This window comes from Variovorax sp. TBS-050B (assembly GCF_029893635.1).
In the GTDB taxonomy this organism is placed as follows: domain Bacteria; phylum Pseudomonadota; class Gammaproteobacteria; order Burkholderiales; family Burkholderiaceae_C; genus Variovorax.
In genome coordinates, this window is sequence record NZ_JARXYR010000002.1 from 2,721,420 (window position 1) to 2,740,206 (window position 18,787).

The 18,787-nt window shown below is 70.0% G+C and carries 21 protein-coding genes; 10 read left to right on the forward strand and 11 right to left on the reverse strand.

Features of this window, described 5'->3' with window-relative positions; translation table 11 throughout:
- Positions 1 to 14 precede the first annotated feature (14 nt).
- The gene (locus M2165_RS15640) at positions 15 to 293 is read left to right on the forward strand and encodes a contact-dependent growth inhibition system immunity protein (RefSeq protein WP_280815522.1); all 279 of its coding nucleotides are present in this window, start codon (positions 15 to 17) and stop codon (positions 291 to 293) included.
- 42 nt (positions 294 to 335) lie between these two features.
- Here the strand turns inward: M2165_RS15640 and M2165_RS15645 are convergent, their stop codons facing one another.
- Positions 336 to 974, reverse strand: a complete 639-nt coding sequence (locus tag M2165_RS15645) for a hypothetical protein (protein WP_280815523.1) — start codon at positions 972 to 974, stop codon at positions 336 to 338.
- A 109-nt stretch (positions 975 to 1,083) separates the two neighbouring features.
- Here M2165_RS15645 and M2165_RS15650 point away from each other — a divergent pair, with 109 nt between their 5' ends.
- Together M2165_RS15650 and M2165_RS15655 are read left to right on the forward strand one after the other, a co-directional pair.
- Positions 1,084 to 1,368 carry a contact-dependent growth inhibition system immunity protein gene (locus tag M2165_RS15650; RefSeq protein ID WP_280815524.1) on the forward strand — a complete coding sequence of 95 codons (285 nt, stop codon included), beginning with the start codon at positions 1,084 to 1,086 and terminating at the stop codon, positions 1,366 to 1,368.
- 42 nt (positions 1,369 to 1,410) lie between these two features.
- Complete coding sequence (locus M2165_RS15655) at positions 1,411 to 1,974, forward strand: putative glycolipid-binding domain-containing protein (RefSeq protein WP_280815525.1); 564 nt, start codon at positions 1,411 to 1,413, stop codon at positions 1,972 to 1,974.
- Positions 1,975 to 1,977: 3 nt separating this feature from the next.
- Here the strand turns inward: M2165_RS15655 and M2165_RS15660 are convergent, their stop codons facing one another.
- Both M2165_RS15660 and M2165_RS15665 read right to left on the reverse strand, forming a co-directional pair.
- The gene (locus M2165_RS15660) at positions 1,978 to 2,979 is read right to left on the reverse strand and encodes a tripartite tricarboxylate transporter substrate binding protein (RefSeq protein WP_280815526.1); all 1,002 of its coding nucleotides are present in this window, start codon (positions 2,977 to 2,979) and stop codon (positions 1,978 to 1,980) included.
- Complete coding sequence (locus M2165_RS15665; protein WP_280815527.1) at positions 2,976 to 3,890, reverse strand: LysR family transcriptional regulator; 915 nt, start codon at positions 3,888 to 3,890, stop codon at positions 2,976 to 2,978. The genes M2165_RS15660 and M2165_RS15665 overlap by 4 nt, the downstream gene beginning before the upstream one ends.
- 196 nt (positions 3,891 to 4,086) lie before the next feature.
- On the opposite strand from M2165_RS15665, the gene M2165_RS15670 reads away from it, so the two are divergent.
- Genes M2165_RS15670 through M2165_RS15680 form a run of 3 tightly spaced genes read left to right on the forward strand, consistent with a single transcriptional unit; the run spans position 4,087 to position 9,163 of the window.
- Entirely contained in the window at positions 4,087 to 6,768 is a 2,682-nt protein-coding gene (locus M2165_RS15670; protein ID WP_280815528.1) for a tannase/feruloyl esterase family alpha/beta hydrolase, read from the forward strand.
- A gap of 50 nt (positions 6,769 to 6,818) precedes the next feature.
- Entirely contained in the window at positions 6,819 to 8,135 is a 1,317-nt protein-coding gene (locus tag M2165_RS15675) for a hypothetical protein (RefSeq protein ID WP_280817550.1), read from the forward strand.
- A gap of 32 nt (positions 8,136 to 8,167) precedes the next feature.
- Positions 8,168 to 9,163 carry a tripartite tricarboxylate transporter substrate-binding protein gene (locus M2165_RS15680; protein ID WP_280815529.1) on the forward strand — a complete coding sequence of 332 codons (996 nt, stop codon included), beginning with the start codon at positions 8,168 to 8,170 and terminating at the stop codon, positions 9,161 to 9,163.
- A 38-nt stretch (positions 9,164 to 9,201) separates the two neighbouring features.
- Here M2165_RS15680 and M2165_RS15685 read toward each other — a convergent pair whose 3' ends face one another.
- From M2165_RS15685 to M2165_RS15710, 6 genes are all read right to left on the reverse strand, one after another.
- Positions 9,202 to 9,507, reverse strand: coding sequence for a hypothetical protein (locus tag M2165_RS15685; RefSeq protein WP_280815530.1), 306 nt, complete (start codon positions 9,505 to 9,507; stop codon positions 9,202 to 9,204).
- A complete protein-coding gene (locus tag M2165_RS15690; RefSeq protein WP_280815531.1) occupies positions 9,504 to 10,064 on the reverse strand; it encodes a hypothetical protein in 561 nt (186 codons plus the stop codon). The genes M2165_RS15685 and M2165_RS15690 overlap by 4 nt, the downstream gene beginning before the upstream one ends.
- Positions 10,065 to 10,215: 151 nt before the next feature.
- On the reverse strand, positions 10,216 to 11,559 hold the full coding sequence (locus M2165_RS15695; protein WP_280815532.1) for an MFS family transporter: 1,344 nt from the start codon (positions 11,557 to 11,559) through the stop codon (positions 10,216 to 10,218).
- 115 nt (positions 11,560 to 11,674) lie between these two features.
- On the reverse strand, positions 11,675 to 12,832 hold the full coding sequence (locus M2165_RS15700) for an alpha-hydroxy acid oxidase (protein ID WP_280815533.1): 1,158 nt from the start codon (positions 12,830 to 12,832) through the stop codon (positions 11,675 to 11,677).
- Positions 12,833 to 12,971: 139 nt separating this feature from the next.
- On the reverse strand, positions 12,972 to 13,895 hold the full coding sequence (locus M2165_RS15705; protein ID WP_280815534.1) for a LysR substrate-binding domain-containing protein: 924 nt from the start codon (positions 13,893 to 13,895) through the stop codon (positions 12,972 to 12,974).
- 29 nt (positions 13,896 to 13,924) lie between these two features.
- Positions 13,925 to 14,497 carry a TetR/AcrR family transcriptional regulator gene (locus M2165_RS15710; RefSeq protein ID WP_280815535.1) on the reverse strand — a complete coding sequence of 191 codons (573 nt, stop codon included), beginning with the start codon at positions 14,495 to 14,497 and terminating at the stop codon, positions 13,925 to 13,927.
- An 86-nt stretch (positions 14,498 to 14,583) separates the two neighbouring features.
- On the opposite strand from M2165_RS15710, the gene M2165_RS15715 reads away from it, so the two are divergent.
- Together M2165_RS15715 and cynS are read left to right on the forward strand one after the other, a co-directional pair.
- Positions 14,584 to 15,009 (forward strand): nuclear transport factor 2 family protein, encoded by a 426-nt coding sequence (locus tag M2165_RS15715; RefSeq protein ID WP_280815536.1) that lies wholly within the window; start codon positions 14,584 to 14,586, stop codon positions 15,007 to 15,009.
- Positions 15,010 to 15,074: 65 nt separating this feature from the next.
- Positions 15,075 to 15,518, forward strand: a complete 444-nt coding sequence (gene cynS / locus M2165_RS15720; RefSeq protein WP_280815537.1) for a cyanase — start codon at positions 15,075 to 15,077, stop codon at positions 15,516 to 15,518.
- Here cynS and M2165_RS15725 read toward each other — a convergent pair.
- Positions 15,512 to 16,276 carry an SDR family oxidoreductase gene (locus M2165_RS15725; protein WP_280815538.1) on the reverse strand — a complete coding sequence of 255 codons (765 nt, stop codon included), beginning with the start codon at positions 16,274 to 16,276 and terminating at the stop codon, positions 15,512 to 15,514. The genes cynS and M2165_RS15725 overlap by 7 nt on opposite strands.
- A gap of 151 nt (positions 16,277 to 16,427) precedes the next feature.
- Positions 16,428 to 17,222 carry an IclR family transcriptional regulator gene (locus tag M2165_RS15730; protein ID WP_280815539.1) on the reverse strand — a complete coding sequence of 265 codons (795 nt, stop codon included), beginning with the start codon at positions 17,220 to 17,222 and terminating at the stop codon, positions 16,428 to 16,430.
- A gap of 68 nt (positions 17,223 to 17,290) precedes the next feature.
- On the opposite strand from M2165_RS15730, the gene M2165_RS15735 reads away from it, so the two are divergent.
- Together M2165_RS15735 and dctP are read left to right on the forward strand one after the other, a co-directional pair.
- Complete coding sequence (locus M2165_RS15735) at positions 17,291 to 17,743, forward strand: type II 3-dehydroquinate dehydratase (RefSeq protein ID WP_280815540.1); 453 nt, start codon at positions 17,291 to 17,293, stop codon at positions 17,741 to 17,743.
- A 53-nt stretch (positions 17,744 to 17,796) separates the two neighbouring features.
- Positions 17,797 to 18,786, forward strand: a complete 990-nt coding sequence (dctP, locus tag M2165_RS15740) for a TRAP transporter substrate-binding protein DctP (RefSeq protein WP_280815541.1) — start codon at positions 17,797 to 17,799, stop codon at positions 18,784 to 18,786.
- The last annotated feature ends 1 nt before the right edge of the window (position 18,787 follow it).

Below are 18,787 nucleotides of genomic sequence, written 5' to 3' on the forward strand. Positions count from 1 at the left end.
GCGGTCGAATCGCCATGAAGCGCTACGAACTCATCGACAACCTCACCAAGGTCTACTTCGGCCAGGACTACGAATACTTCGGCGAGACCGGCGCCGAAGTCATGGCCGAGTACCGCAAGGCCTGCACGCCCGCCGAACTGGAGGCGCTGCGCGTCGAGATCGTCGATTTCATGCGCTCGCACCCGGACCTCGAAACCGACTTTCCACGCTGGTTCGAGCGCCCGGCCCAGCCGGAAGACTTCGGGTCCACGCTGCGCGAATTCCTCGAGCACGTGCTGGCCGCACTGAAGTAGCCGGGGATGCCGCCGCCGCCGGGCGTGCGGCGCGGGTGGGTGTCAGCGCGGATCGGGCGCCCAGGTCGCTGGCGCCGTGTCGCCCGGCCACATCGGCGGCCCGGGCTCCTTCGCAAGAGCGGCCACGAGCTTCGCGGTGCGCTCGCGCAGCGGCGCGATGCGGGCCTGCAGACCGGCCCTGGGCAGCGCGACGGCCAGGCCCGGGTCGTCGTCGGTCTCCGGATCGCGCTCGCGGATGTAGAGCGTGCCGTTGCGCGCCCAGATCTCCACCGCCCAGCCCTGGTCCTGGTCGTCGTAGACCAGGCCTTCGTCCGGGCCGGCCAGCGCCCGGAGCACGGTGTCGATGGCCGCGAAGCTGTCGTGCCAGGGAAAGGACAGGTGCACGTCCGCAGCCTCGTTGTCGAGCCGCAGGTCGAGCCGGAAGTAATGCTGCACCTGGTCGAAGCGCAGGCCCTGGCGGCGCGCCAGAGCCGCGAGGCGGGCATAGTAGGCGGCGAGCTCCGCCTCGTGACCGGGCACCTCCACGCTGCGCGCCCGCAGGCGTTCCGCGCGCGGAAACGAAGGCAGCGTGAGCGGCGCGGGCGGCAGGTGGGCCACGGCGCGGAGTTCTTCCGAGAGCAGAAAAGCGATCTCGGGCTCGAGCGAGTCGATCGGCTTGGCGTCGGCGAACCAGGATTCCACATGCGCTCCTCGGGTGGTCGAGCGGCCGATGGTAGCGGCATGGCACGGCGTGGCATGCTTGCGCACCGATCTCGACCACCACCCGCAGCAGCAGAAGAAGAGAAGCCCCATGAACCGCTACGAACTCATCGAGAACCTCACCCAGGTCTACTTCGGCCAGGATGCCGACCTGCTCTACGGCGAGACCGGCGCCGAGATCATGGCCGACTACAACCAGGCTTCCACGCCGGCCGAGCGCGCGGCGCTGCGCGCCGAGATCGCCGATTTCCTGCAGACCCACACCGCGCTCGAAGCCGATTTCGCGCGCCTGTTCGAGCGTGCCTGGCAGCCGCCGGACTTCGGATCGAGCGCGCGCGAATTCCTCGACCACGTGCTCGCCGCGCTCGCGCCCTGACGAGGCTTGCCTCGGCCGCCCGCTCGGGCCATCATGCACGGCATGCAAACCGTCGCATCCATCCTGTGGCGCAGGCTCGACGCACCGGGCCATGACGCCTGCCGGCTCGAACGCAACGCCACCGCGTGGCAGCTCGACGGCGCCGCCGTGTTCCGCCTCGAGGACGGCCGCATCGGCCAGCTCCACTACCGCGTGCGCTGCGACCTGCACTGGCACACCCAGTGGGGCACCGTGCGCGGCTGGCTCGGCGGTGAGGCCGTCGACCTCGCGATCGCGCGCGACGCGCGCGGCCACTGGAAGCTCAACGACCAGCCCGTGCCCGACCTCTCGCACTGCGTCGACCTCGACCTGGGCTTCACGCCCGCCACCAACCTGCTGCAGCTGCGCCGCATCCACCTGGCCGAAGGCGAGGGCGCCGATGCCCCGGCCGCCTGGGTCGACCTCGACGGCGGCGGCGTGCTCAGCGAGCTGATGCAGCGCTACGAACGCACCGGCGCCGATGCCTATGCCTACGAGGCGAAGCGCTTCGACTACGCGGCCACGCTGCGCGTGACGGAAGACGGGTTCGTGCGGGACTACCCCGGGTTGTGGGCCGCCGAAGCCTGAGCTTCAGTCGAACTGCGCGCGATCCCCCGCCACCAGCGCGCGATTGCGCCGCCGGTCCGCCGCGATCTCCATCGCGAAGTCCTCGCTGCTGCCCGCGGCGGGAATGTTGTACGCGTCGCGCAGCCGTGCGCGCAGCGGCTCGCCGCCGAGCAGCCGGTTGATCTCGCCATTGAGCCGCTGCACCACGGCGGCCGGCGTGCGCGCGGGCGCGAAGACGCCGAAGAGCGAATCGCGGTTGGCGCGCTCGAAGCCGAGTTCGGCGAGCGTGGGCACCGCCGGCAGCGCCTCGATGCGCGCGGGCGCGCCCACCGCGAGCGCGCGCAGCCGGCCGCTTTCGATGTACTGCAACTGCTGCGCGGCGACGTTGGTCGACAGCAGCTCGAACTGGCCGCTCAGCGCATCGTTGAGCTGCGGGCCGCCGCCCTGGTAGGGAATGTGCGTGATGTCGAGGCGGCCCTGCAGGCGCACCTGCGCGAGCACCATGTGCCCGATGGTCGCGACGCCCGAGGTCGCCCATCGCATCGCGCCCGGGCGGCTGCGCGCGATGGCGACGAGGTCTGCGAAGCTGCGGCCCGCGAAGGCCGGCGTGCCCACCACCAGCACCGGCGTGCGCATCACGCTCGCGACCGGCACGAAGGTGCGCAGCGGGTCGTAGGGCACGTGCGCGAGCAGCGGATGCAGCGTGAGCGGGCTGATGGCCGAGAAGGCGAGGGTGTGGCCGTCGGGCGCGGCGCGCGCAAGCGCATCCATGCCGACGCTGCCGCCCGCGCCGGCGCGGTTCTCGATCAGCACCGGCACGCCGAGCGCCTGCGCGAGCGGCTCGGCGAGCGCGCGCGCCATGCCGTCGCTGACGCCGCCGGGCGGGTACACCACGATGAGCCGGACCGGACGCTGCGGCCACGGCGGCGCGGCGGCGAACGCCCGGTGCGGCGCGGCGCATGCGGCCGCGAGCGCCGCGCCCGTCCAAGCCACGAAGCGCCGGCGGGCCGGCGGGCGCGGGCTCATGAGCGCGGGTCCTTGCGCGCGAGCTCGCGCAGCAGCGCCGCGAAATGCTGCGCCGGCAGGTTGTCTTCTTCCGCCCGCGACACCAGCGTGAGCGGCGCATCGAGCTGGCCGCCGTCGGCGAGGCGCGCATAGGCGATCGCATGCGCGTGCACGCCGGCCATCGAGGCCGGCACCACCGAGAGGCCGACACCGGCGGCCACGAGGTTCAGGTTGGTCATCATGCGATCGACTTCGGCCACCACGCGCGGGCGCAGGCCCTTGGCATGGCACAGCGCGAGCAGGTCGGCGTAGAGGCCGGGCGCGCCGGGGCGGCGCACGAGGATGATGCCTTCCTCGCAGAGCCTGGCGAGCGGCAATGCGCGGCTGCCCCTGCCGCGTGCAAGGCGATGGTCGCTGGGCATGGCGACCAGCACGGGCTCGCGCAGCAGCGTTTCGAACGAAAGCCCCTCGGGGCGCGCCACCGGCACGCGCAGCAGGCCGCAGTGCAGCCGGCCGGCCGCGAGCGCCTCGGTCAGTTCGGCGGCGTTGTCCTCGCGCAGCTGCAGCTCGACCCCCGGATGGGCGCGGCGGAAGGCGCGCAGCGCGCCCGGCATGAAGCGGTGCGCCGCGGCCGAGCTGGTGAAGCCGACGGCCAGCGTGCCCTCCTGGCCGCTCGCCACGCGCGCCATGCGCTGCTTCATCGCCTCCATGTCCTGCAGCATGCGCAGCGCCTCCACCTGGAACAGCCGGCCCGCGTCGGTGAGCGCCACGCCGCGCGGATGGCGGCGGAACAGCAGCACGCCGAGCTCGCGCTCCAGCGCCTTGATCTGCAGGCTCAGCGGCGGCTGCTGGATGCCGAGCTGCTCCGCGGCGCGCGTCATGTGGCCGGTCTCGGCCACGGCGGCGAAATACCTCAGCGCGCGGATGTCCATGGTTTGTCTCGCATATCTTTTTTATATCGAACAGGCCCTGTTATTTTATTTGACCCGAAGTCACGCCAAAACTATCGTCCGCCCGCCTGTTCAACAAGCGGTCCCGCGAGGCCGCATGCCGGAGACAAGATCCATGCGCCCACCGCGCTTCCCCGCGTCGAAGATGACGACGATTCGCGCCTGCCGCCGGTTCGGCATGGCATTCGGTATGTCGCTGCTGCTGGCCGCCTGTGGCGGCGGTGGCGGCGGAGGAGGGGGCGGCGGCTTCTTCCTGCCCACCGTCCCGCCGGTGAGCGGCAACGGCAACCCGTCGCAGGACGATCCGCCCGACAACCCGCCCGCGCCGCCCGTGGTGCCGGTGCTCGCGTGCGCGGAGCTCGCCGGCCGGAGCCTGCCGGCCTCGCTCATCGGCCTGCCGACGCAGGGCGCCACCGTGACCAGCGCCACGCCCGTGGCGGCCGGCGAGGCGGGCAACACGCTCGGCGCCTACTGCCGCGTGCGCGGCACGATCGAGCCCGTCGACCCGAGCTCGCAGCGCATCCACTTCGCGCTCAACCTGCCCGTGCAGTGGAACCGAAAGACGATCCACTTCGGCGGCGGCGGCTTCGACGGCGTGCTGATCGACGGCACCGAGACCCTGCGCTTCGGCCCCGCCGGCAAGCCGGCGCCGCTCGCGCTCGGCTACGCCACCTACGGCGACGACTCGGGCCACCAGGCGAGCAGCATCACCGACGGGCGCTTCGCCGCCAACGACGAGCAGCTCGCCAACTACGGCGGCCTCGCGCTCAAGAAGACGCGCGACGTGGCGCAGGCGCTGGTGCTCGCGCACTACGGCGAGAAGCCGAAGAAGGCCTACTTCCTCGGCACCTCCACCGGCGGACGCGATGCGCTCGGCTATGTCCAGCGCTGGCCCGAGGACTACGACGGCATCGTCGCCAACGAGCCCGCGCTCAACTACACCGGGACCCGGCTGTCGAACGTGGCGGTGGGCCGCGCGCTCTACGCCAACGGTGGCGCGGGCTGGCTCAACGTGGCCAAGACGCTGCTGGTGCAGAAGGCCGCGATGCAGGCCTGCGACAAGCTCGACGGCGCGGCCGACAACATCGTGAGCAACGTGGAGAGCTGCCGCCTGCTCAACACGCAGATCCTCGCCTCGCTGCGCTGCAGCGGCGGCACCGACAACGGCGATACCTGCCTGTCGGATGCGCAGCTCGCGACCGTGCGCACCATCGAATCGCCGCTCGAATTCACCGGCTATGCACTCGCCAACGGCGTGAAACGCGCGGGCGGCTACAACATCCTCGAAGGCGCGCTCGTGGCCGGGCCCTACACCACGCGCGACCTCGGCACGCGCAAGGTGCCGGGCAACCCGGCCACCTCGGCCGACGCCAACATGTACGTCACGGGCGACCAGTGGGTGAAGTACTTCGTCACGCGCGTCGACGGCTTCGACACGCTGGGCTTCGATCCGCTCGACCCGGGCCTCTACACCGCGCGCGTGACCGAGGTCTCCAGGCTCACCGACGCCACCGACCCGAAGCTCGCGCCCTTCTTCGCGCACGGCGGCAAGATCATCATGCTGCACGGCCTGGCCGACGAGGTGATCAGCCCCAACTCCACCATCGACTACTACCAGCGGCTCGTGGCCACGCTCGGCCAGCCCGCGGTGGATGCGAGCGTGCGCTTCTACACGGTGCCCGGCATGGGCCACGGCACGGGCGTGTTCATCCCGAACTGGGATTCGCTCGCCGCGCTGGAGGACTGGGCCGAGCGCGGCCTCGCGCCCGCCACCGGCATCGCGGTCGACGCGGTGGCCGGCACCTATGGCCGCACGCGCCCGCTGTGCCGCTTTCCGGCCTGGCCCAGGTACCGCGGCAGCGGCAGCCTCGACGCGGCCGTCAACTACAGCTGCGTGACCGAGGTCGGCGATCCGCTGGCCTGCCCGAACCTGCCCGCGGCCGCCACCGGCTACAAGGGCGGCAACAGCTTCGGCGAGGAAGTCAGCGTGGCGATCGATCCGGCCACCATGGCCTACACCGTCACCGTCGACGCGAGCCTGCAGCGGGCGGCGGGCACCACGCGCAGCGGCACGCTGGTCTCGCAGGGGCAGTGCAGCTACGCCAGTGCCGAGAGCGGCGCGGTGTTCACCTTCGCGGCCGGCGGCGTGCTGCTGGGCGGCGTGAACGCGCCCGCGGGCGGCGGCTTCGCGGCGCTCCTCGCGTTCCGCGACACCTTCGAGAACACGGCCTCGCCCACGGTCTTCAACCCGGTCGCGAACGTCTTCAACGCCGTGGGCGTGCAGCAGGGCAGCGGCAGCGCAGCGCCCTATGCCGGCGCGGTGCGGCTGCGCAATGCGGGCACCTTCCAGTACTGCCGCAATGCGGGCAGCTTCATGCTCTACGACGCGACCTGCACCGACACCGAGAAGGGCTACATCAGCTACAACGGCACGCGCAAGGCCTTCGACCTGCGCACCACCGCGCCGGGCGGCGGCGCCACCACCACCGGCGGCACGCTCACGGGCTCGATGGTGATCGGGCTCGTCAACGGCGCCGCGCTGCCGCTGCACCTGGTGCGCGAATCGGCCACGAGCTTCGGCCTGCGCCTCTACGCCACGCAGCAGAGCCTGGCTGCGGGCGCGGCCGACGGCAGCTATGCGGTCGCGAACGTGGCGGGGCAGGCGGGCGAGGCGACGGTGGCCGGCAGCAGCCTGAACCTGCGCGGCGCGGGCGCGGCGCTGAGCTACGACAGCCCGGTGCCGGGCGTGGCGCAGGCCGATGCGGGCCGGCCCGGGCATTTCATCTTCAACAGCGGCGTCCTCGGCTTCGTGACCGGCAGCGGCGCGAGCGCGGCGCTCGAACTCGGAGCACGGCATTGACCTCCCATCCTCTTCTTTCCCGATCCGCGCGGCTGGCCCTGGCGCTCGCACTGCTGGGAGGCGCCGCCGCCGCGCAGGCCGCGCCGGGCCCCACCGCACCGCGGCCCACGGCCTGCCCGCAGCCCGTGCCCGACACGGCGCGCTGCTACACCGGCGCAGACGGCGCGGGCGCCTTCTACTGGATCGCGATCCCGAAGGACTGGAACCGCAACGTGCTCGTGATGCATGCGCACGGCGGCCCCGAGACCGGCCCGCCCAAGCTCGCGCGCAGCGAGGAGGACCTCAAGCGCTGGGCCATCACGGTCAAGGCCGGCCATGCCTGGGCCGGCTCCACCTACCGGCGCGGCGGCTACGGCGTGACCATGGCGGCCGAGGACACCGAGCGGCTGCGCCGCATCGTCGTGCGCCATTTCGGCGAGCCGCGCCGCACGCTGCTGCATGGCCAGAGCTACGGCGCGGGCGTGGCCGCCAAGGCCGCCGAGCTCTATGCGCCCGCGGGCGGCGCCAAGGGGCCCTACGACGGCCTGCTGCTCACCAGCGGCGTGCTCGGCGGCGGGAACGCGGCCTACGACTTCCGGCTCGACCTGCGCGTGGTCTACCAGTACGTCTGCCGCAACCATCCGCGGCCCGACGAGCCGCAGTACCCGCTGTGGCAGGGGCTGCCGATGGATTCGACGCTCACGCGCAAGGAACTCGCCGAGCGCGTGCGCGAATGCACCGGCGTGGGCCTGCCGGCCGCGCAGCGCTCGCCCGAACAGGCCGCGCGGCTCAAGACCATCCTCACGGCCGTGAAGATTCCCGAGCGCTCGCTGCTCGGCCACCTCAACTGGGCCACGTGGCTGTTCCAGGACCTAGTGCAGACGCGGCTCGGCGGGCGCAATCCCTTCGGCAACATCGGCGTCGTCTATGCCGCCGCGCCGGCCGAGGTGGCCGCGCTCAATGCCGGCGTGGCGCGGTACGCGGCCGACCCGCAGGCCAAGGGCGCGCTCGCGGCCGACAGCCAGCCCACGGGCCGCACCGCGCTGCCGACCCTGAGCCTGCATGCGATCGACGACCCCACCGCCTTCGTCGAGCTCGAAGGCGCCTACCGCCGCATCCGCGACGCCGCGGGCACCGGCGACCTGCTGGTGCAGAGCTTCAGCGCCGAGCGCGAACACAGCTACCTGAGCGATCCGGAATACCCCGCGCTCTTCGATGCGCTGCTCGACTGGATCGACAAGGGCGAGAAGCCCACGCCCGAGCGCATCGCCGCGCGCTGCGCCGCCCTGCGGCCGCGCTACGACAGCGACGGCAAGAACGCCTGCCACATCGAGCCCGGCTGGCAGCCGCCGGCGCTCGAGAGCCGCGTGCCCTCGCGCGCGCCCTGACATTTTTCTTTTTTGAAAGAACCGGAGATCCCATGACCCAGCGTTTCGCCCTTGCCTTCGCCCTTGCCGCGGTGGCCGCCGCCTGCGTGACCCCCGCGCAGGCGCAGCAGGACTTCCCGGCGGGCAAGCCCGTCACCATCGTCGTGCCCTTCGCGGCCGGCGGTCCCACCGACCGCGTCGCGCGCGACCTCGCCGAGGCGCTGCGCAAGCCGCTCGGCGGCGCGAGCGTCATCATCGACAACGTGCCCGGCGCCGGCAGCTCGATCGGCGCTGCCAAGGTCGCGCGCGCCGCGCCCGACGGCTACACGCTGCTGCTCAACCACATCGCGATGGCGACCGTGCCCACGCTGGTGCGCAACGTGCCGTTCAAGGTCGAGACCGACTTCGAGTACCTCGGCATCGTCAACGACGTGCCGATGACCCTGATCGCCAAGCCCAGCCTGCCGGCCGGCAACTACGCCGAGCTGGCCGCATGGGTCGGCGCGAACAAGGGGAAGATCAACATCGGCAACGCCGGCGTGGGCTCGGCCTCGCACCTGTGCGGGCTGCTCTACCAGAGCGCGATGAAGACCGAGATGACGCCCGTGCCGTACAAGGGCACCGCACCCGCCATCACCGACCTGATCGGCGGCCAGATCGACCTGCTGTGCGACCAGACCACCAACACCTCGCCGCAGATCGAGGCGAAGAAGGTCAAGGCCTATGCGGTCACCACGCCCAGGCGCCTGACCATGCCGCTCCTGAAAGACCTGCCCACGCTCGACGAGGCGGGCCTGAAGAACTTCCAGGTCACGATCTGGCACGGCCTCTACGCGCCCAAGGGAACGCCCGCGCCGGTGCTCAGGAAGCTCAACGAGGCGCTCAAGGTCGCGCTCAAGGACGCCGACTTCATCAAGCGCGAGGAAGGCCTGGGCGCCGTGGTCGCGACCGATGGCCGCATCGAGCCCGAAGGCCACCGCAAGTTCGTGGCGGCCGAGATCGCGAAGTGGAGTCCGATCATCAAGGCGGCGGGGGTGTACGCGGACTGATCGGGCGCCGCTCGTTCGCTGCGCGCCGATCGGTGCTTCTAGACGCCGAAGATCAGCACCGTGGCCCAAAACGTGATCCACACCGCGCCCACACCAAGAACGGCCATGGCCGCCAGATAGGTTGCCGCGCCGGTCAGCCTTGCTGCGATGGAATGGGCTGGCGGCATGGCGCGCCAGTAGATCAACCCCGCCCACAGCAGCAAAGCGACGCCCATGATCGCCGCCGCGGAGCCGGAGACGTCCAGCACGTGGTGTTGCTCGAGCAGGCTCAGCGAAAGACTGAGAAGCGGTATCGCCGCCGCCCATGCCAGCATGTGCAGGAGCAGCCGGCGGGCGGCGGTCATCGAAGCGCCTCGCCTTTGAAATAGTGGGCCGGAATCGGCGATTCCCAACCCGGCGCCTGAAAACCGGCGGCGGAGACTGTCGGCACGTAGCCCATCACACTCTGGAGAAGCCCTGCGACGTAGGAGCTGCTGTTGTACTCGCCGGGGCGCATCCGAGAACCTCGGAGGTTCCGCGGTGCCGAGTAGGGTGCGACGTAGCTCACGAACTTCTGAGAGTTCACCACCAGCTTGCGCGCGAAGTCTTGCGCGCTCATCCCTTCCGGCGGATGCAGCCGAACGCGAATCACGGGCGCGTGAGGCAATGCATCCTTGTACGTGTTGGCCCTGATCAGGGCCATATTCCGAATCCCAGCTTCGAGTGCTGTGGGTTGGCCATCGAGCACCGTGATTCCGTCGTAAGCGTCATCGATGACGATCGAATAGTGCAGATCGGGCGGATCCGGCCAACTGACGTAGCCCAGTCGACCTGCGGCGATCCTGCCGTAGAGCGTGATGGTGGGCTCCGAGTGCTGTGCGCGCGCCACCGAAGCCTGGGTTTCCTTTTCCTGCTTGCTCATTGTGTTTCTCCCTGAGTGATCGGGCCACGGCCCGGCACATCATAGGAAGACGCGGCTCAGCAACACAAAGCCAAAGCGCGCGGACCGCGCATTTTCGTGCGGGATTTCGCTCTTTGCGGGGCGCAGCGGCGACGGCAGCGCGTCGCGGCGCTCAATGGTCGTGATGCAGATAGCTCGCCTGCCGCGGCAGCCGGAGGCTCACGAGGAAGGCCACGACCATCATCGCGCTCACGTACCAGAAGAAGGCCGACTCGTGGCCCAGGGCCTTGAGCCCCAGCGCCACGTATTCGGCCGAGCCGCCGAAGATCGCGTTGGCCACTGCGTAGGCCAGGCCCACGCCGAGCGCGCGCACTTCGGGCGGGAACATCTCGGCCTTCACGATGCCGCTGATCGAGGTGTAGAAGCTCACGATCGCGAGCGCGACGATGATCAGCACGAAGGCGACGATCGGGCTGGTGGTGTGCTGCAGGGCCGTGAGGATCGGCACGGTCGCGAGCGCGCCGAGGCCGCCGAACAGCAGCATGTTGCTGCGCCGGCCGATGCGGTCGGACAGGGCGCCGAACACGGGCTGCATGCACATGTAGACGAACAGCGCGCCGGTCATCACGTAGCTCGCGGTCTTGATCGGCAGGTGCACCGTGTTCACCAGGTACTTCTGCATGTAGGTGGTGAAGGTGTAGAAGATCAGCGAGCCGCCGGCCGTGTAGCCCAGCACCGTGAGGAAGGCCGGCAGGTGGTGCCTGAACAGGCCGCCGATGGTGCCGGCCTCCTTGTTGGCCTTGGCTTCGGCGCTCTGCGTCTCGTGCAGCGTGCGGCGCAGCAGCAGCGCGACCACGGCCGCGACGGCGCCGATGACGAACGGAATGCGCCAGCCCCAGGCCTTCAGCTCGGCCTCGGTCAGCAGCTGTTCGAGGACCACGATCACGAGCACCGCGAGCAGTTGCCCGCCGATCAGCGTGACGTACTGGAACGACGAATAGAAGCCGCGCTGCCCGCGCAGCGCGACCTCGCTCATGTAGGTGGCGGTGGTGCCGTATTCGCCGCCCACCGACAGGCCCTGGAACAGCCGGCACACGAGCAGCAGGAAGGGCGCCCAGGCACCGATCTGCGCATAGGTCGGCAGGAAGGCGATGACCAGCGAGCCGCCGCACATCATCGTGACCGAGATCAGCATCGAGGTCTTGCGCCCGACCTTGTCGGCGATGCGGCCGAACAGCCAGCCGCCGATCGGCCGCATCAGGAAGCCGGCCGCGAACACGCCCGCGGTGTTCAGCAGTTGGACCGTGGGGTCCGACTTCGGGAAGAAGGAGGACGCGAAGTACAGCGCCGAGAAGGCGTAGACGTAGAAGTCGAACCACTCGACGAGGTTGCCCGACGAGGCCGCCATGATCGAGAAGACGCGGTGGCGCTTTTCTTCAGCGCTGTAGTGGGATGGCGAGAGGGGGGATGCCGTGGAGGCCGAAGGGCCCCGGCCGCCGGGCGTGGCTGCGCTCATGATGGTTGCCTGTTTCTGCCGCCCCTGGGGGCGATGTTGTTGGAAGCAACATTGTCATGAAAGTGCGCCCCGGCGTGCTGTCAGCCGGCGCCGCAAGCCTGCGGCCCGAGGGGGCTTAGAAGGTGCCCGGCAGCAGGATGCGCGAGTCCACCGTCTCGATGTCGGTCCGGCCGCAGAAGGCCATCGTGATGTCGAGCTCCTTGTGGATGATCTGCAGCGCGCGCGTCACGCCGGCCTCGCCGTAGGCACCCAGCGCATAGAGGAAGCTGCGGCCGATCAGCGTGCCGCGGGCGCCGAGGGCGCGGGCCTTGAGCACGTCCTGGCCGCTGCGGATGCCGCCGTCCATCCAGACCTCGATCTCGCGGCCGACGGCATCGACGATCGCGGGCAGCGCCGCGATGGAGGAGGGCGCACCGTCGAGCTGGCGGCCGCCGTGGTTCGAGACGATGAGCGCATCGGCGCCGCTCGCGGCCGCGAGGCGGGCGTCCTCCACGTCCATGATGCCCTTGAGGATCAGCTTGCCGCCCCAGCGCTTCTTGATCCACTCGACGTCGGCCCAGCTCAGCGCGGGATCGAACTGCTCGGCGGTCCACGACGAGAGCGACGACAGGTCCTTCACGCCCTTGGCATGTCCGGCGATGTTGCCGAAGGTGCGGCGCCTGGTGCCGAGCATGCCCATGCACCAGTGCGGCTTGGTCGCGAGGTTGATCAGGTTCTTCAGGGTGGGCTTGGGCGGCGCGGTCAGGCCGTTCTTGATGTCCTTGTGGCGCTGGCCGAGGATCTGCAGGTCGAGCGTGAGCTGCAGCGCCGAGACGTTGGCCGCGCGGGCGCGCTCGATCAGGCGCTCGATGAAGTCGCGGTCCTTCATCACGTAGAGCTGGAACCAGAACGGATGCCGGCCGGTGTGCTCGGCGATGTCCTCGAGCGAGCAGATGCTCATGGTCGAGAGCGTGAACGGGATGCCGAAGGCCTTGGCCGCGCGCGCGCCAAGGATCTCGCCGTCGGCATGCTGCATGCCGGTGAGGCCGGTGGGCGCGATCGCGACCGGCATCGCCACCTCCTGCCCGACCATGGTGGTGCGGGTGGAGCGGCCCTCCATGTTCACGGCCACGCGCTGGCGCAGCTTGATCTTCTGGAAGTCGCTTTCGTTGGCGCGGTAGGTGCCTTCGGTCCATGCGCCGGAGTCGGCGTAGTCGTAGAACATCTTCGGCACGCGCCGCTTGGCGATCACCCGCAGGTCTTCGATGTTGGTGATCTTGGAAAGGTCGGGCACGGGCGGGTCTCCTCGGTGGTCTCTGTGGTTCTGCAAGGCGGATGCTGGCGCGCCATTATCGGCAGGCGGTGCCGGCCCGAGTGTGGCGCGCGGCATCGCGGCCGATCTGAAAAATACCCGCGGCCCGCCTGAAAAGAATTCAAGCCCCGCTGCCGCTGCCGCTGCCGCCGCCGCCGCCGTCGTCGCGCAGCGCCTGCCGCAGCCATTCGACGAAGGTCGCGCACTCCCACCGCTCCATGGCGCCGGGCCGCCAGCACAGGAAGTAGGCATTGGGCGAGGGCACGCTGCGCGCCGAAAGCCGCACCAGCCGCCCGTTCTCCAGCCAGGCACGGCCGAGCCGCAGGTGCATCAGCACGACGCCGAAGTCTTCCGCCGCGGCATCGAGCGCGAGGCCCAGGTCGTTGAACTGGTGGCCGGCGGCCGGCTCGGGCAGACCGATGTCGAAGGCCTTGAACCAGATGCGCCACGATTCGAGCGGCGTGCGCAGCAGTTGCACGCGCGCGATCTCGGCCTCGCTCGCGAAGCCGTCGAAGGGGCCATGGCGCGCGAGGTAGGCGGGACTGCAGGCGGGCGAGACCTCGTCGGCGAGCAGCTGGCAGAACTCGCGGTCATGGAAGGGGCCGGCACCGAAGCGCAGCTCGATGTCGGCCTCCTCGGCCGTCATGTTGCGCACCGGCATCGTCACCTGCAGCATCAGCTCGATGTTCGGATAGGCATCGCGGAACTGCGCGAGCCGGGGCAGCAGCATCTGGCGCGAGAAGGTGGGCGTGACCGCCACGCGCAGCCGCCGCAGCTGCGATGCGGGCGCGCGGCCCGGCACCTGCTGCAGCGCCGCGATGGCCTCGCGCACCCGCGCCAGGTAGGCCATGCCGTCGGTGCTGAGGCTGAAGTCGCTGCCGGCGAAGAACTTGAGCGCGAGCTGCGATTCGAGCTGGCGGATGCGGTGGCTCACCGCACTGGGCGTGACGCTGAGTTCCTCCGCCGCGAGGTTCACGCTGCGCAGGCGCGCCACGGCCTCGAAGGCGAGGAGCCCCTGGGTCGATGGGAGGCGGGTGGAAGCCATGGCGCAGCTGGGTCGGAGGAGCTGCGATGTTAGCCAAGCGCCTGCAGCAGCCGGCGCAGGTCGTCCACCGCCTCGCGCGCCAGCGCCGCGTCGCCCATCTGCGCCTTGACGATGGCGCCGTCGACGGCCAGCGCGGCCGCCTGGGCGATCGCCATGCGCTGCGGGCCGTCGGGCAGCAGGCCGGCGATCACCTCGACCATCTCGCGCTTGTGCGCGCGCGAAAGCTCGGCGGCGCCCTGCACGCTCGCGCCCACCTCGGCCACCGCGTTGATGAATGCGCAGCCGCGGAACGCCGGGTCGGTGAACCATTCGGCCATCGCATCGGCCAGCACGGGCAGCGCCTGCCCGTCGGCGATGCGCCGCTCGGCGCCGAGGCGGCCGAGCGCATCGACGAACCAGGCCATCCAGCGCCCGTGGCGGTGCTCGAGAAAGGCGCGCACCAGATCGTCCTTCGACGGGAAGTGCCGGTAGAAGGTGACCTTGGTCACGCCCGACACGGCGATCACGCGGTCGATGCCCGTGGCGCGGATGCCGTCGGCGTAGAAGAGATCGTGCGCGGTCAGCAGGATGCGCTCGCGCGCGGGCAGTGCGGAGATGTCCATGACGCGCATTGTAGGCAGGTAGACAGGTCTGTCTACATGTGGCACATTGCACGCTCCGCATCACCGCTCTTCACGAAAAGGCTCCCATGGAATCCCGCCCGCCGCTGCCGCCCTTCACGCTCGAAACCGCCCTGAAGAAAGTCCAGGCCGCCGAAGACGCCTGGAACACGCGCGATCCGGTGCGCGTGAGCCTGGCCTACACGCCCGACACCGAATGGCGCAACCGCGCCGAGTTCCTCGCGGGCCGCGAGCAGGTGGTGGCCTTCCTCACGCGCAAGTGGGCGCGCGAGAACGACTACCGCTTGAAGAAGCAGCTCTGGGCCTTCATGGACAACCGCATCGCGGTGCGCTTCGAGTACGAATGGCACGACGACAGGGGCCAGTGGTTCCGCAGCCACGGCAACGAGAACTGGGAGTTCGCCGACAACGGGTTGATGCAGAAGCGCTACGCGAGCATCAACGACCAGCCGATCGCCGAATCGGAACGCCGGTTCCGCTGGGAGCGGACGTAGCCGCACGGTTGCCCCGGCACGGCTGTTGCTTCACTGCGGCGCCATTCCAACCAGGAGCAAAGCGCATGAACCGCAACGAAGTGACCGAGAAGATCATCACCGCCAAGGTGTCCAAGGGCATCCAGTGGGCCGACGTGGCCGCCGAAGTCGGCCTTTCGAAGGAATGGACGACCGCCGCCTGCCTGGGCCAGATGACGCTCGACGAAAAGCAGGCCGGCATCGTCGGCGAGATCTTCGGCCTCACGGCCGAGGAGCGGAAGTGGCTCCAGGTGGTGCCCAGCAAGGGCTCGCTGCCCACGGCGGTGCCGACCGATCCGCTGATCTACCGCTGGTACGAGGTGGTGAGCGTGTACGGCACCACCATCAAGGAACTGATCCATGAGGAGTTCGGCGACGGCATCATGAGCGCGATCGACTTCAGCATGGACATCCAGCGCGAGGCCGACCCGAAGGGCGACCGCGTGAAGGTGGTGCTCTCGGGCAAGTTCCTGCCCTACAAGACCTATTGAAGCGGCCGCGCCGGGCGGTCGGTGCGCGCGTTCGGCCGCCACGCGGGGCGCCGCGGCGCGGCGATGCTGCCGCCCTCGATGGCGCCCGCGATCGAGCGCGCCACCGCTTCGGCCGGCACCGCGATGCGGCGGCGCGTGACCATGCGATCGAAGCCCTGGCAGGCCGCGATGCGGTCCTCGAGCGTGCTGTTCTCCGCGCTCACGTCGGGCCGCACCACGGTCACGCGCACGCGGCCGGCATGCTCCTGCCGCAGGCCTTCGGAGATCGCGTCGACCGCGTACTGCGTGCCGCAATACACCGCCGACGCCGGCGACACGCCGTCCACCGGCACCGGCGCCACGTTGACGATGTGGCCCCAGCCCTGTTCCTGCATCGTCGGCAGCACGGCCGCGATGCCGAGCAGCACGCCGCGCAGGTTGACGTCGATCATCAGCTCCCATTCGTCGATCTTGCGTGTCCACAGCGGCGACAGCGGCATCGCGCCCGCGGCGTTGACGAGCACGTCGATGCGGTCGTGCTGCTCGAGCGCGAACTCGGCGAACGATTCCACGTCGGGTCGCCAGGTCACGTCGAGCCGCTGCCAGCTCGCCGTGCCGCCTTCGGCCCTGATCAGATCGGCCAATGCCTCCAGCCGCTCGGTGCGGCGCGCTCCGAGCACCACCTTGGCGCCGCGGCGTGCGAGCAGGCGTGCGGTGGCCGCGCCGATCGCGCCGCTCGCGCCCGTGACGAGGACGACTTTTTCCTGGATTGCGCTCATGAGAAAACTCCTCTCCGGTCTGTGTGAACCACGGCGCGATGCTGCGCCGGCATGGAGAGAAGTCTCGCGCCGAAGGGGCGGCAGACGTTATCCGGATCGAACGGTGTTCTTGCCTGATCCTGCAAGACGCGCGCAGCGCCGCCGCGTCGGCTCAGCCCTTGCCGAGCGCCGGCCGGCCGAACAGGCTCGAAGCATTGCTCATCGGTCCGAGCTCGGCCGCCGCGGCCAGCAGCGCCGGCGCGAGATCGTGCATGCGCGCGCTGGTCAGCCGAGTGCGCGGCCCCGCGATGCTGATGACGCCGATCACCTCTTTGCGGCGGAACACCGGCGCGGCCATGGCCGCCATGCCGGGCGCGAAGACCTCGTCGATCATCGCGTAGCCGCGCACCCGCGCCGCATGCAGGAAGCCGAGCAGGGCGCGGATGGTGGTGGGCGCCTTCGGCCCGTACTCGGCCGGCGTGCCGAAGCCCTGGCGCGAGACCAGTTCGAGCGCGCGCTCGTCGCTCAGCGTCATCAGCCACGCATGGCCCGACGAGGTGCACGACAGCCGCGCGTCCATGCCCATGTCCGGGTCGTAGCGCAGCCCGGCCTGGCGCAGGCCCTGCGACTTCGCAACCCAGGTCAGCCGGTCCTCGTCCACGATCGACAGGCGCACCAGCTCGCCCGAAGCCTGCGCGAGCCGCTCCAGCAGCGGCTCGGCCACGTTCACGATGCCCGCGCCGCTCAGGAAGCCCAGGCCCAGCGACACCACCTTGGTGGTCAGCAGGTAGTCGCCCTGGCTGCGCGGCTGCCGCACGTAGCCGCGGCGCTGCAGCTCGGCGAGCAAGCGGTGGCAGGCGCTCGGCGGAATGTCGAGTTCGGCCGCGAGCAGCGTCAGCGGCAGCCCCTGCGGATGACGCGCCAGATGCTCCAGCACCGAAAGGCCCCTGTCGAGAGAAATGCTCATGTGTTGCATTATGAAAGACGTTTCCAGTCTGGAAAGTTCTTTCCGCGCGCGCCGAAGAATCGCGCGTCATGAGTTCCATCGTCTACATCCTCAACGGCCCCAACCTCAACCTGCTCGGCCTGCGCGAGCCGCATCTGTACGGCAGCACCACGCTCGCGCAGGTGGAGGCGCTGTGCCGGCGCACGACCGACGGCCTGGGGCTGGACTGCGATTTCCGCCAGACCAACCACGAAGGCGTGATGGTCGACTGGGTGCAGGAAGCCCGCGAGCGCGCCGCGGCCATCGTCATCAACCCGGCGGGGCTGTCGTTCCGTTCCATCCCGCTGCTCGACGCGCTCAAGACGGTGGCACAGCCGATCGCCGAAGTGCACGTGACCAACATCCACCGGCGCGACGCGCTCTATCAGAATTCGCTGGTGTCGCTCGCGGCGACGGGCGTGATCTGCGGCTTCGGGCCCTTCGGCTACGAACTCGCGATCCGTGCCGTCGCCGAGCGCCTCGCACCCGCGCAAGCGGCCTGAACGCGCGCCCTCGGCTCACTTTTTTTCAAAACGACAAAGACAGGAGACTCACCATGACCCGTTCCATCGACCGCCGCGCCCTGCTGGCTACCGGCGCCGCACTCGCCGGCGCCGCCGCGCTGCCGGCCTGGGCCCAGAGCCCGCCCACGCTGCGCTTTGCCGCGGTGTTCTCGGACAAGGACATCCGCGCGGACATGATGCGGCAGTTCGCCAAGGATGTCGAAGCCGACTTCAAGATCGAACTGTTCCTCAACTCCACGCTGTTCCGCCAGGGCACCGAGCTCGTTGCGCTGCAGCGCGACAACCTCGAGATGGGCAACATCGCCCCGCAGGACATCGCCAAGCAGGTGCCTGCCTGGTCGCTGCTGACCTCGGCCTACCTGTTCCGCGACGCCAACCACCTGAACCAGTTCTTCGCGAGCGACCTGGGCGCGCAGATGAAGAAGATGGTGGAAGACCAGCTCAAGGTGAAGATCCTCGGGCCGACCTTCTTCGGCACGCGCCACGTCGGTCTCAAGACCAGGAAGCGCGTCAACGTGCCCGCCGATCTGTCCGGCGTGAAGCTGCGCATGCCGCCCGGCGAGACCTGGCAGATGCTCGGCCGCTCGATCGGCGCCAATCCCACGCCCATGGCCTACGCCGAGACCTACACCGGCCTGCAGACCGGCGCCATCGACGGCCAGGACAATCCGCTGCCCAACGTGCAGAACATGAAGTTCAACGAGGTGCTGTCGCAGATCGTGCTGACCTCGCACCTCGTGGCCTTCGACGTGCTCGCCGTCAACATGAAGACCTGGCAGGGCATGGGCGCGGCCAAGCAGCGCAGCTTCCAGGCCGCGGCGGACAAGGCCATCGCATGGAGCGCCGCCGAGCACCAGAAGCGCGAGGCCGAACTGGCCGACAGCTTCCGCAAGCAGGGGCTCGAGGTCTACGTGCCCAACATCGCCGCCTTCCGCGAGCATGCGCAGAAGGCCTACCTGGCGTCGGACGAGGCGAAGAGCTGGCCGGCCGGCATGCTCGACAAGATCAACGCGATGAAGTGAA

Coding starts and splice junctions, on each gene's coding strand:
- M2165_RS15650 (WP_280815524.1), top strand. CDS start 1,084: ATGAACCGCTACGAACTCATCGAGAACCTCACCCAGGTCTACTTCGGC.
- M2165_RS15690 (WP_280815531.1), bottom strand. CDS start 10,064: ATGAGCAAGCAGGAAAAGGAAACCCAGGCTTCGGTGGCGCGCGCACAG.
- M2165_RS15665 (WP_280815527.1), bottom strand. CDS start 3,890: ATGGACATCCGCGCGCTGAGGTATTTCGCCGCCGTGGCCGAGACCGGC.
- M2165_RS15655 (WP_280815525.1), top strand. CDS start 1,411: ATGCAAACCGTCGCATCCATCCTGTGGCGCAGGCTCGACGCACCGGGC.
- M2165_RS15715 (WP_280815536.1), top strand. CDS start 14,584: ATGGAATCCCGCCCGCCGCTGCCGCCCTTCACGCTCGAAACCGCCCTG.
- dctP (WP_280815541.1), top strand. CDS start 17,797: ATGACCCGTTCCATCGACCGCCGCGCCCTGCTGGCTACCGGCGCCGCA.
- M2165_RS15680 (WP_280815529.1), top strand. CDS start 8,168: ATGACCCAGCGTTTCGCCCTTGCCTTCGCCCTTGCCGCGGTGGCCGCC.
- cynS (WP_280815537.1), top strand. CDS start 15,075: ATGAACCGCAACGAAGTGACCGAGAAGATCATCACCGCCAAGGTGTCC.
- M2165_RS15730 (WP_280815539.1), bottom strand. CDS start 17,222: ATGAGCATTTCTCTCGACAGGGGCCTTTCGGTGCTGGAGCATCTGGCG.
- M2165_RS15695 (WP_280815532.1), bottom strand. CDS start 11,559: ATGAGCGCAGCCACGCCCGGCGGCCGGGGCCCTTCGGCCTCCACGGCA.
- M2165_RS15725 (WP_280815538.1), bottom strand. CDS start 16,276: ATGAGCGCAATCCAGGAAAAAGTCGTCCTCGTCACGGGCGCGAGCGGC.
- M2165_RS15640 (WP_280815522.1), top strand. CDS start 15: ATGAAGCGCTACGAACTCATCGACAACCTCACCAAGGTCTACTTCGGC.
- M2165_RS15735 (WP_280815540.1), top strand. CDS start 17,291: ATGAGTTCCATCGTCTACATCCTCAACGGCCCCAACCTCAACCTGCTC.
- M2165_RS15660 (WP_280815526.1), bottom strand. CDS start 2,979: ATGAGCCCGCGCCCGCCGGCCCGCCGGCGCTTCGTGGCTTGGACGGGC.
- M2165_RS15710 (WP_280815535.1), bottom strand. CDS start 14,497: ATGGACATCTCCGCACTGCCCGCGCGCGAGCGCATCCTGCTGACCGCG.
- M2165_RS15670 (WP_280815528.1), top strand. CDS start 4,087: ATGGCATTCGGTATGTCGCTGCTGCTGGCCGCCTGTGGCGGCGGTGGC.
- M2165_RS15685 (WP_280815530.1), bottom strand. CDS start 9,507: ATGACCGCCGCCCGCCGGCTGCTCCTGCACATGCTGGCATGGGCGGCG.
- M2165_RS15705 (WP_280815534.1), bottom strand. CDS start 13,895: ATGGCTTCCACCCGCCTCCCATCGACCCAGGGGCTCCTCGCCTTCGAG.